9 protein-coding genes are annotated in these 11,833 nt (G+C 44.0%); 2 read left to right on the forward strand and 7 right to left on the reverse strand.

The annotated features are described in order from the left end of the window. The first annotated feature begins 87 nt into the window (after nt 1–87). Nucleotides 88–1,449 carry an acetyl-CoA carboxylase biotin carboxylase subunit gene (gene accC / locus QO187_RS00175; protein ID WP_201571460.1) on the forward strand — a complete coding sequence of 454 codons (1,362 nt, stop codon included), beginning with the start codon at nt 88–90 and terminating at the stop codon, nt 1,447–1,449. A gap of 129 nt (nt 1,450–1,578) precedes the next feature. Here accC and QO187_RS00180 read toward each other — a convergent pair whose 3' ends face one another. Then, nucleotides 1,579–2,214, reverse strand: a complete 636-nt coding sequence (locus tag QO187_RS00180) for a hypothetical protein (protein ID WP_201571455.1) — start codon at nt 2,212–2,214, stop codon at nt 1,579–1,581. Between the two features lie 217 nt (nt 2,215–2,431). Then, entirely contained in the window at nt 2,432–4,216 is a 1,785-nt protein-coding gene (gene leuA / locus QO187_RS00185; protein ID WP_160021915.1) for a 2-isopropylmalate synthase, read from the reverse strand. Between the two features lie 221 nt (nt 4,217–4,437). On the opposite strand from leuA, the gene QO187_RS00190 reads away from it, so the two are divergent. Further along, nucleotides 4,438–4,926 (forward strand): Lrp/AsnC family transcriptional regulator, encoded by a 489-nt coding sequence (locus QO187_RS00190; protein WP_201571451.1) that lies wholly within the window; start codon nt 4,438–4,440, stop codon nt 4,924–4,926. Here the strand turns inward: QO187_RS00190 and QO187_RS00195 are convergent. The 5 genes from QO187_RS00195 to QO187_RS00215 form a co-directional block, all read right to left on the reverse strand. Continuing rightward, a complete protein-coding gene (locus tag QO187_RS00195) occupies nt 4,923–6,188 on the reverse strand; it encodes a YbfB/YjiJ family MFS transporter (protein ID WP_371546586.1) in 1,266 nt (421 codons plus the stop codon). The two genes, QO187_RS00190 and QO187_RS00195, sit on opposite strands and share 4 nt — an antisense overlap. Nucleotides 6,189–6,314: 126 nt before the next feature. Further along, nucleotides 6,315–7,658, reverse strand: coding sequence for an AarF/ABC1/UbiB kinase family protein (locus QO187_RS00200; RefSeq protein ID WP_101204821.1), 1,344 nt, complete (start codon nt 7,656–7,658; stop codon nt 6,315–6,317). 170 nt (nt 7,659–7,828) lie between these two features. After that, nucleotides 7,829–8,632 (reverse strand): ThiF family adenylyltransferase, encoded by an 804-nt coding sequence (locus QO187_RS00205; RefSeq protein WP_371546733.1) that lies wholly within the window; start codon nt 8,630–8,632, stop codon nt 7,829–7,831. Nucleotides 8,633–8,679: 47 nt separating this feature from the next. Continuing rightward, nucleotides 8,680–9,552: a peptide chain release factor N(5)-glutamine methyltransferase gene (prmC, locus tag QO187_RS00210; protein ID WP_101204819.1), complete on the reverse strand. Its 873-nt coding sequence runs from the start codon at nt 9,550–9,552 to the stop codon at nt 8,680–8,682. A 50-nt stretch (nt 9,553–9,602) separates the two neighbouring features. After that, nucleotides 9,603–11,519: an MFS transporter gene (locus tag QO187_RS00215; protein ID WP_101204818.1), complete on the reverse strand. Its 1,917-nt coding sequence runs from the start codon at nt 11,517–11,519 to the stop codon at nt 9,603–9,605. Between the last annotated feature and the right edge of the window lie 314 nt (nt 11,520–11,833).

An 11,833-nucleotide genomic window follows, 5' to 3' on the forward strand; every position in this document is an offset into this window, starting at 1 on the left:
TGGTATATATACCGCGTCAATGCTAAATAACATGATGCTATGTATCGAAACTCAGTCAATGACTGACGCTTCGACAAGGATGAACCCATGATAAAAAAATTGCTCATTGCCAACAGAGGTGAAATTGCCCTGCGCATCGTCCGCGCCTGTAAAGCGCTAGGTATCGAAACGGTAGGTGTCTACTCTACTGCTGATGCCAACTTGATGCACTTGCGCTTTGTTGATGAGGCAATTTGTATTGGCAAGCCTAATGCTAACCAAAGCTACCTTGATATCAATACCATCTTAACCGCTGCTGAAATCACTGGTGCAGATGCTATCCATCCTGGTTATGGCTTTTTGTCTGAGAATGCTGAATTTGCTGAACAAGTAGAAGAAGCAGGATTGACCTTCGTTGGTCCTAATGCTGATCATATTCGCCTCATGGGCAACAAAGTTTCTGCCATTAACGCCATGAAAAAAGCTGGCGTACCAACTGTACCTGGTTCAGTTGGCGCTGTGACCCTGCATAATGCTGAAGAGCAAGCACGCAATATCGGCTTTCCACTATTGATTAAAGCGGCCTCTGGCGGCGGTGGACGCGGTATGCGTGTGGTTGAACGCTTTGACGAACTAATTGGTCAGGTACAAGCCGCCAAACAAGAAGCTGAGCTATGGTTCGGTGATGACACTGTCTATATGGAGCGCTATCTACAAAACCCGCGCCACGTAGAAGTACAGGTGCTAGGTGATGGTAATGGTAATGCTATCCATCTATATGATCGTGATTGCTCATTACAGCGTCGCCATCAAAAAGTCCTAGAAGAAGCACCTGCCCCAGACATCCCAGATGATGTACGTGAGCCAATCTTAAAAGCTTGCGTAAAAGCGTGTGAGCTTGTTAAGTATCGCGGTGCCGGCACATTTGAGTTCTTGTTTGAAAATAACGAATTTTTCTTTATTGAAATGAACACTCGTGTACAGGTTGAGCATCCAGTGACTGAGATGATTACTGGTATTGATGTTGTTGTCGAACAGCTCAAAATTGCTGCCGGTTACGGCCTGTCTTATCGTCAGAGTGAGATTGAGATTCAGGGTCATGCGATCGAATGTCGTATCAATGCCGAAGATGCAGCGACTTTCGTACCTTGCCCAGGTACTATCAGTCAATTGTTCACGCCAAGTGGTTCTGGTATCCGTTTTGACTCTCATCTATACCCTGGCTATGAGATACCGACCTATTACGATTCATTGATTGGTAAGCTTATATGTCACGGTCAAACTCGTCAGCAAGCTATTGCTAAGACAGTACATGCTCTTGATGAGCTGATTATCGAAGGTATCAAAACCAACATACCTTTGCATCGTGATGTAATTTTGGCGGATGATAACTTCACTCGTGAAGCGCAAAACATTCATTATCTCGAAAGAGAGCTGCTGACTGCGAATAAAGCTAAAAAAGACTTGTAGGCTAAAATACTTATAGAGTTCGCTAAGTTTAATTAAAACAGCACATAAAAAAACCGCTATCAATATAGCGGTTTTTTTATGTCATCAATAAGCTATCAATTATACGTAAAGTACAAAGAGCATATCTGATTACGGTAACACTCTATTGAAGTTCATAAAGCACTCGTTACCATCAGGGTCAGCACACCATTGCATCTGATTACCATCATGATTAATAAATGCAATTAACGCTTCATCAGTCTGGTCGATCTGATTGCCTGAGCAGTCTACTTCATTATTATCATAAACAGTCTTGATCGCAATAACTGGCAGCCCTTCTTCACGATGGGTAACCAGATATCGGCCGTATGTCCACTCTTTGCCACTGACAGACCACATCTCATTATCCGCACTAAAGTTATATAGCTCACGGCACTGGTTAGACTTACCAACTGACGCAAGTAAGTTCTTACTAGTAGTTGGTTTGATGTTTAGAACCCGATCTTCACTTTGAGTCAGTACGCCACCGTCCATGCCCGTCATTACCTTAGGCTCTACTCTGCTTGCTTGTTGCACACTATTTGATACTGACTGGTTAGCTTCCGCTTCCTTGGTCATCATGGCGTGAGTAGAATGAGCGCTGCTGTCCAAGTCTATTTCCCACTGTCCAGCGATGGCTGGACTAATATGAGTGGTGATGGACGGCTTGGTAATAGCCTCACCATTCGCAGGCAACGAAGCCAAAATAGATGCTAGCGTGAATGAAGCAAATGAAATAGGTTCCATAATTAACCTTTTATTTATAATATTTTAATATATACATTAGCGTAAGTCTTAGACACCAAAAACACAAGTAACATTATGCTATTGCTCATAAACCTGTAGTCGGAATTTCATAGGTATTTATAGCAAAAAATAACGCCATCGCTTTACTTGCTAGAAACAAGGAGCGATGGCGTTATTAGCATACAGAATTCTGCGTGATATTAATGACTACTTAATATTAAGCAGCTTCTGTGTTTAGCGCTTGAGCAAAAGCCGATAATGCCCCTTTTAGCATGGCTGATACCGTACTGCTACAAGTACCGATACCTGAATATACCTCGCCATCGACATTTAACTGAATATAAGCAGCAGCGTTGGCATTAGTTTTGTTATCACTATTGGTATCATCATCGATACCATTACCACTGTTATGATGCGGGTTAATCGCATGCTCTGCATAGTTAATAATATGTAGTGATTTGCCAGTATGCTGCGCAAGTCCGTCAATAAACGATGATAATGGGCCGTTACCCGTGCCATCAATATCAATGGTATCGCTATTCATCTGTACTTGACCACTAAAGTAAACCGCGCCGCCTTTATTGTTGACGCTATAGTCTAGTAGTTCAAACTTACCTTGCTGCAAATAAGTATCTTCAAAGGTCTGCAAGATTTCATCATTCTGCAGCTCGCGTGCCGCCGCTTCAGCTTGCTTTTGTACCACACGGCTAAAGTCGATCTGCATCCAACGTGGTAAGTTGAAACCATAGTTACGCTGCAAGATATATGCGACGCCACCTTTACCCGACTGGCTATTGATACGTACCACATCTTGATAGCTACGCCCAATATGCGCAGGATCAATGGGTAGATAAGCCACGTCCCAGACATTGTCTGTTTCGCTCTGATTACTTTCATTGTAGTCGAGAGATTTTTTGATAGCATCTTGATGTGAGCCACTAAATGCCGTGAAGACCAACTCGCCTACATAAGGATGACGAGGGTGCAATGGTAAATTATTGCATTCGCTCACCACCTGTACGATTTCACTCATGTTGCTAAAATCAAGCTCAGGATCGATACCTTGGCTAAACAAGTTCATGGCCATGACCATGATATCCATGTTACCTGTACGCTCACCGTTACCAAGCAATGTGCCTTCGATACGATCCGCGCCCGCAAGCACGCCCAATTCGGCGGCAGCTACCGCACAGCCACGGTCATTATGAGTATGCAAGCTCACAATCACATGCTCGCGCTGGGCCAGATTGCGGCAGAAGTACTCTACTTGATCAGCAAAGACATTAGGCATAGAGGCCTCAACAGTCGCTGGTAAGTTAAAAATAACTTCCTGACCCTGCTGTGGTTGCCACACGTCACACACTGCATCGCAAACCTCTACAGCATATTCAGTCTCTGTCTGGCTAAAGCTCTCTGGCGAGTACTGAAATACCCAATCTGTCTCAGGGTACTTTGCTGCATATTCTTGCAATAGCTTAGCACCTGCAATAGCAATCTCTTTGATTTCAGCTTTATCTTTGCCATAGACTTTTTCACGTTGTACACGGCTGGTTGAGTTATAGACATGGACAACCGCACGTTTCGCACCTTTTAATGATTCAAAAGTACGGGCAATCAAATGCTCGCGCGCTTGTACCAATACTTGTAACGTCACATCTTCAGGTACGTGGTTTTCTTCGATAAGCTTACGCGCAAAGTCAAACTCTACCTGCGCCGCTGACGGAAAACCAATCTCAATCTCTTTAAAACCCACATCTACTAAAGTCTTAAAGAAGCGCATTTTTTGTTCAATGGTCATCGGATCAATCAGTGCTTGGTTACCATCACGCAGATCCACACTTGCCCATATCGGTGACTTCTCAATTGTTTTGCTTGGCCAAGTACGATCTGGCAGCGATGGCGCAAATGCAAATGGACGGTATTTACGGAAGTCAAAAGCGGCACTTTTTGGTGTGATCTTTGCAGTCCCTGTGGCTGCGGTGTGCGTGGCTTGGTCAGACATAATCAATCCTTAGATGATATGGTTATTTATATATTTAGCTAGGCGATTAGCTGTTGATTAGATCAGTATTTATCATACGAGATAACTAGTGTTCATACCATAATAATATCAAAGTTTCACAGAGAGAAACCTGCTTTCTTTTACTTTATTTTCTGTTGTTTTAGTGGAAAAACACAATTTAGACATTATAATCGAATAAATTCACTATTAAGGCTTGAGAAATGCCAGACAATCATATTGATAGTACAGGAACTGCAGATATAGACGAGATAGATAGACAGTTGCTACGCTTATTGCAAACACAGGCGCGTATGAGCATTACTGAACTCGCTGAGCGCGTCAACCTGTCTGCTACCCCTTGCGCACGTCGTATCAAGCGCTTAGAAGATGCGAACATTATCACTGGCTACCATACCAAAACCGATGCGCAAAAACTTGGCTATCCGCTAGCCGTGTTTATCGCTATTAGTATGGATCAACATACAGCAGAACGTTTTGAGCAGTTTGAACGCAAAGTTCAGAGCTTTGAGGAAGTCATTAGCTGTAGTATTGTCACAGGACGCACGGAAGACTATCTGATTAAGGTCAGGGTACGTGATATGACACATTACGAAGAGTTTTTATTGCATCGCCTCAATCGTATCGAAGGCGTGGCCCAAGTTCATACCAGTTTTGAATTACGAGAAGTATTTAGCCGTAGCGTGGTTTAGACGAGCTTAGCTGTCTTTGGCGACTGTCGACGAAACCATACCAATAGTACAAATCCGATCATTAATCCGATAGCAGCGACAAGCAACCCTGCATTGAAATTGCCATCTCTCCCTGCCAGTGCCACTGTCACCAAAGGTCCCAAAAACTGCCCCAATGCATAAGCCAACGTTGCCAAAGCAATCAGTAAATTAGAATAGGCAGGATTGATGTTTTTAAACAGTGTCAGTGTCATCGATACCATACCGACGAAGGTCAATCCCAAAATCGCAGCATTGCCATATAATCCAAATGCACCATCAAACCATATCGGCAAGCACATCCCAAATGCTTGCAATACCGTCAGCCCCATTAAGGTTTTTATCTCACCGATACGTTTGGCAAGCGCGCCCCATAGGGGGTTTGACAACATCGCAAAAATACCAACGACCAACCAAATCATGAGTCCAGCATACGTCTGTGTTGTTAGACGTTGTGCTGCCATAACGGGTAAAAAAGTTGCTGAGCTGATATAACCAAACCCTGCCAGTACGTAGCTGACAAAAAGTAAAGTAAGCGCTTTATGGTGTCCAGAAATTGCTTCGTATAAGGAGCGTTTAAAGTTTACATAGGTCTGGTGCACTGACACGTGTTGCTTGGCATCAATCTGCTGTGAATCAACAGCCCGTACTTGTCTTGGCTTTATCGCATACAGTAGCCATACAACCGGTAAACTGGTGACACCTGCGACTAGCCAAATTACATCGAAGTGATAGCCTAGTTTTAATAGCCACCACGTCACGATGGCAGAGGCGCTAATGCCAACGCCAATACCTGCATAATGGACTGCTGACAATACAGAACGGCGCTCAGAGCTAAGGTTTTGAATCACAAAAGATGAGCTTAGAATCATCGCCACGCCACTTGCCATGCCTGCAATTAAGCGAATAATATACCATAGCGTGAGCGACATATTTGGTATGACGAGTAACATCGTGGTGACAACACTGATAATCGCCCACAGCGTCATCGCTTGCCATGTCGAGCGCTGAGGCACAAACATGGCGATAAGAGCGCCAATAAAGTAGCCGATATAATTGATTGATGCCAGCCAGCCTGCAATCGTCGTTGATAGCGACAATTGCACCATAATATCAGGTAAGGTGGCGGTAAACAGAAAGCGGCCATAGCCCATAACGACTGCCATGCAGTACATACCGATACAGGCAATGGCAGCTTCGTTGGTAATCGTCGGGACCATACGGCTTTTAAAAGCAGTCATCATGACAGAGCCATTTTTGCGGCAATTAGCACACAATCCTTTGTGTTAGACAGTCAGAAGCAGTAATAAATAAACGCAGATATAGAGAAGTTATTAGATATATTAATTCGTCATAAAGTACTAGAAAAACTATGATACATCTAACGCTGGCGTCTCTACCGTATCTTGCCCTAGCATTTGTACCCGCTGATCGCTAAACATGTCCATGTCTGGAGCTAGCGTACGCATAAACCGATCAAAGTACAACATCTGTTTGGTTAATAGAGCAAAGTCGCGTGGGAAATGGATGCCATGACGTTTACCAACTTCGACAATCTCAAGCATCATTTTATTCAGCTCATCGGCTTGTTCTTTACTATTAAACGGTACACCACTGGTAAAGGTTTTATCTTCTGCCATGATAGCTGTCATCATACGCTGCAAGTCATTCCCTAGTGCAGTCACATCAACTTTATTGCCACCATGCGTCATCTCCATATCAATCATATGGCGAGCCATGGCTTGATAATCACTGTCTTGCATGGCTTGCATCATGCCCATGCACGCACGCCAGCTCTCAGCTTTGAGCTTACCGACGATACCAAAATCCAAAAATCCAATACGGCCATCAGTCAATAGCATTAGATTACCCGCATGCAGATCAGCATGGAAACTATTGCACAGCATAAGACTGGCAAACCATGTATTTAAAGTATCTGCCATGACTTGAGCAGGATCTGCACAGTATTGACGCATGAGTGACTCATCGACCATAGAGACGCCATATAGACGGCTCATCGTTAGCACACGCTTGGTAGTCAGCTCTTCATAGACGGTTGGTGCAACGACACGAGTATTACCTGATACCGCTAAAAACTGCTGAAAATCTCGAATATTCTGTGCTTCAGCGATAAAGTCAGTCTCGGCAAGCATACGCAGGCGAATCTCATCGATAATCGGCGCAATACTCGCAAATTTCATCGATGGCATCAGGATTTCAAGTAGCTTAGTTACGCCATGTAATACACCCAAATCGGTCTGCATGATGGTCTCGACGCCAGGTTTTTGTACCTTTAGCACCACTTCATCGCCATTGTGCAGACGAGCTGCATGAACTTGAGCGATAGAGGCAGAGGCCAGTGGCTTTGAGTCAATATGAGCAAACTTATCAGCGAGCGTCATACCATCAATCGCCAGCTCCTCTGTCAGAACTTGCTCGATATAAGCATAAGACAATGGCGTGGTTTGATCCAAACAGCTCTGGAAAGCCTTGACATAATCACGTGGAAACAGCGACGGTGTACTGGCGATAAACTGACCGATTTTGATATAAGTCGTACCTAACTGCTCAAAGGTTTCTTTGAGTAGCATCGCGTCAGGTTTCTCACCTTTTGCCACTCTTAGCGCAGACAGACCTGCCACACTCGCTGTTTGGCGAACACGGTTCATGACATTAAAAGTATGCTTTAATAAATGCGGACGATGAATTTTCATAAAAAACAACTATGGTAATAAGAAGGAGGTTTGAAGATAGGCAATACAATATAAAAATGCGTTAAAATCAGATTATTCAGTTATAGTCGGTTCGATATAATTTGGATACAAGGAAGGCAGGTGAAAGTACTACAACTCGTAGACTAAGCAAGCTTAACACCGTATCCAATTTATAGAGAGTTGACTATAGGACTGCTACAGACAGGACACTGTGAGTCTTTTCGATAGCCCATCAGCCGCTGCTGCATCTGACTACCATCCCATATGAGCAGCTTGTTTGTCAGTAGATTTTTGGTTAATCCTAAATATTGCAGTGCAGTATTGGCTTGTAGATTACCCATGACGGCAGTGGTACTGGCTAGCACACCAGAGTTGGCACACGTACGTTCGTCAGCGGCTTCGTCAAGCACTACGGAGCCAAACACGCAATGATAGCAACCAGTATCGAGCTGAGGTTCGAACAGTGCTAACTGCCCTTGCATCGCAATTGCCGACGCAGACAATAGAGGAATCTGGTAGCGTACACTAATACGATTGATGATGTCGCGCGTGGCAAAATTATCCGTACAGTCTAAGAGTAAGTCAGGCTTGCAGGCTGCCATATCGAGCAATGCATAAGCGTTGTCTTCATCCAATCGTGCCACTGTGCCGCGAGCCTCTATCAAAGGATTGATGCGCGCTAACATATGCGCTGCGGTCAGTGCTTTAGACTGACCAATATTTTCTGGCAAAAACAGCGTTTGCCGTTGTAGATTGCTCGCCTCAATCTCGTCATCATCAATCAGATGGACGTGACCCACTCCAGCCCGTACCAATGTCTCAGACGCAGGACAACCAAGGCCGCCTGCCCCTATTATGACCACACGTGCTGTCTTTAATCGCAGCTGAGCGTCCATATCCCAACCGTCTAATAAAACTTGCCGAGCATAACGGAGCAGCTCATCATCCGATAGCTGTACCATCTCTTCTACCATATTCATCTACAACCTATAATCAAAGAAATCTACTACCAAAAAACCATCTACTGGACTTGCCCTAGCGTAACGCGATCATTATCACCGTAGTCTTTTACGGTATGTACTGATTCAAAACCATTGTCTAGAAACAGCTGCCGAACCGCATCACCTTGATCATAGCCATGTTCAATAGCCAATAACCCACCTGTACATAGATATGTCGTCGCTTGCTGGACGATATGCTCGATATCAGCTAAACCCTGATTGGGTGCACTGAGCGCACTAATCGGTTCAGCTGTTAGACCTGCCAAATGCTCGTCTGTCTCGTCAATATAGGGAGGGTTTGATACAATCACGTCAAACTGCGGCTCATCGTTAGTAGGTAACGCTTGATACCAACCACTCTGGATAAATTCAACATTGGCAACATTATTGCTCACGGCATTGTACTGAGCCACTTTAAGCGCCTCTGACGATAAATCAACCGCCACGATTTGCCAATTAGCGTGCTTTAACTCATGGGCAAGACTAATAGCGATACAACCTGACCCTGTCCCCAAGTCTAGCAATCGCTTATTACTAAGTTGCGTTGGCTGAGCGTTTATCCAGTTTAATATCTGTTCAACTAATACCTCGGTATCAGGCCTAGGAATCAAAGTATGCTCGTTTACCTTAAAGCTCATCGACCAAAATTCCTGCTGCCCAGTCAGGTACGCGAGCGGTATGCCTTGCTGCATTTTTACCACACCAGCGTTGAACTGAGCAAGCTCACTAGCAGTCAGCTGATAATCTTCATCCATCATCAACGCTATCGCAGGCTTATCAATGACATACAGCAACCAGTCCGTAAACCAAAACGATGGTAGCTGATTATGTACATCGCCATTCGTCAATTGCTGGATGTGCTGCTTGATGTGACGAATGGTCGATATGGTCATAGATAGCTCTTAAATAACAGTGAATGAATAAAGGTAAAATACTGTTTAGCCTACTCTGATGCGCGTGGTGGCTCTTTGGTATCGGTCAGGTTAGGATTGGTTTTGCTCAGTTTGTCACCTACCCTATTGCCGCCGCTGCCATCATTATTATCATCGCCATAAATATCATCGTTATCACCAATGATAATATGTCTATCAACAAAGTAAATCAGTGCCAAAATTGGAATACCAATAGCGAAGGTAAAGATAAAGAAAAACGGATAACCCATATTATCGACGATAGCACCAGAATAACCACCCATTACTTTGGGTATTAGCGTCATCAGTGAGGAAAAAATCGCATACTGTACCGCGGTAAAGCGAATCGAGGTTAGTGCTGATAAGAAAGCGATAAATACAGCGCTCGCAAGGCCCGCAGCCAAGTTATCAAATATCACTGCCATATACATGATCGGCAGGCTACCTGGGTTGTATGTCAATACCACAAACAACAGGTTGGTCGCACACGCTAAAATCGCACCAATCATCATGGCATGCATAATACGGAAACGCTGAGCCAAAATCCCGCCCAAGAAGCCACCTGCAATTGCCATAATCACACCGACCAGTTTTACGGCATTGGCGATATCTGTTTTGCTAAAGCCCATATCTTGATAAAAGACGTTGGAGATCACGCCTGCGACGATATCTGAGATACGGTATAGACCAATCAAGGCTAATAGTAGCAGGGCTTTTTTGCCATAACGTCGGAAAAAATCTAAGACAGGCTCGATCCATGTTGCCATGGCCACTTCTTTTTTCACCAGTCCTACTTGTACTAGTGCATAACCTGCTGCCATTGCCGCGCCTAGGCTTACTAACAAGTGCAAGGTTTCTACAAAGAAACTAGAAAACGCGCCTTCGAACTCTGGTAAGACTTGTCCCATCAATATATAAGCAGCGATAAAGGCAATCACTGAAAATACAAACAACGCTACCAGTCTGACGTAGTCTTCACGAGTTTCAGCGACCAACGGGGCTTTGTTAATGATTTTTGGTTGATTAATAATAAAGTACAGTAATAACAATGGCGCGCACGCGACCAATGCTAAAAAGTAAAATTTAATCGCTGGCATTACCATTAGTGGTATCAAGGCCACTGTGCTATCAAATACTGTATTGATCAAAATATTAATCAAGTAAATAACACCAAACAGCAGACCTGGGATAAGCAGTAACGCCGAATAAATTAGGAATACTTTTAAGTTACCCTTCTGCTTTTTACTTTGCAGGGTCTCAGCGGTTGGCTCATAACTAGCAAACGTCGTTAATACCCCTAACGTCATGACTCCTGCCATGATGTAATAGGTATTGCGCCATGCTTCATAACTATAAAACGTCTCATTTGAGCCGAAATAATCAGCCAAATATAACGCGCCTGCCCCTGCGACAATCATACCGATACGGTAGCCTGACACATAGATAGAGGACAAGATAGACTGCATAGACGGCGGCGCAAGCTCAATACGGTACGCATCAATCACGATATCTTGCGTCGCAGAAGAGAACCCAAGCAGCACGGCCGCGCCTGCCATATAAACCAAGACATCTTCGCTAACAGGATTTACCCTTGCCATCAAAAAGATTGCCAGCACGATAAGCAGCTGTGATACCACCATCCAACTACGACGACGCCCTAGCCACTTGGTCAAAAACGGTACAGGGAGCGCATCAATCAATGGCGCCCAAATAAACTTGAACGAATACCCCAGTGCTGCCCAGCTGAACATAGTGACGACACTACGATCAATGCCTGCTTCTCTCAGCCATAGCGACAGACTTGAGAAAATCAGCAGAATAGGTATACCCGCTGAGAACCCCAAAAACAGCATAATAATGACACGAGGATCGAGATAAGCTTTTGTAGCCTCGCCCCATGACTTTTTGGCAATTGGTTGATTGGGCGGTACAGATTTGACAGCAGACATAATAACTCACCAACAATTCAGACAAAGAACACAACCGCGCACAATTTTTATCAATCTTTAGAATCAGTTATCGACAAAAGGATCGATAAAAATTGCTCTACGTTGCACCAATATTATGATTACAACAAAATCCAGTTATGGTACTTGAGAACCTTTATCTTGACTAGATGTTTTTGCATTAACTTAGCGATTGCAGGCCATGTACAATCGCTTATATTTCTTAATCGTAACGCAAAAAACCGCAGTGTTTTACCAAGGTTATCTTAGCTCTCTTTTTTATTGCTAATTTCTATTTTGAAGGATGTCTGACAATG

Origin of the sequence: Psychrobacter sp. Arc9 (assembly GCF_041431295.1) — a bacterium.
Classification (GTDB): Bacteria; Pseudomonadota; Gammaproteobacteria; order Pseudomonadales; family Moraxellaceae; genus Psychrobacter.

Excerpts from the sequence above, each read along its gene's own strand:
- accC (WP_201571460.1), top strand. The coding sequence starts at position 88 with ATGATAAAAAAATTGCTCATTGCCAACAGAGGTGAAATTGCCCTGCGC.
- QO187_RS00180 (WP_201571455.1), bottom strand. The coding sequence starts at position 2,214 with ATGGAACCTATTTCATTTGCTTCATTCACGCTAGCATCTATTTTGGCT.
- leuA (WP_160021915.1), bottom strand. The coding sequence starts at position 4,216 with ATGTCTGACCAAGCCACGCACACCGCAGCCACAGGGACTGCAAAGATC.
- QO187_RS00190 (WP_201571451.1), top strand. The coding sequence starts at position 4,438 with ATGCCAGACAATCATATTGATAGTACAGGAACTGCAGATATAGACGAG.
- QO187_RS00195 (WP_371546586.1), bottom strand. The coding sequence starts at position 6,188 with ATGATGACTGCTTTTAAAAGCCGTATGGTCCCGACGATTACCAACGAA.
- QO187_RS00200 (WP_101204821.1), bottom strand. The coding sequence starts at position 7,658 with ATGAAAATTCATCGTCCGCATTTATTAAAGCATACTTTTAATGTCATG.
- QO187_RS00205 (WP_371546733.1), bottom strand. The coding sequence starts at position 8,632 with ATGGTAGAAGAGATGGTACAGCTATCGGATGATGAGCTGCTCCGTTAT.
- prmC (WP_101204819.1), bottom strand. The coding sequence starts at position 9,552 with ATGACCATATCGACCATTCGTCACATCAAGCAGCACATCCAGCAATTG.
- QO187_RS00215 (WP_101204818.1), bottom strand. The coding sequence starts at position 11,519 with ATGTCTGCTGTCAAATCTGTACCGCCCAATCAACCAATTGCCAAAAAG.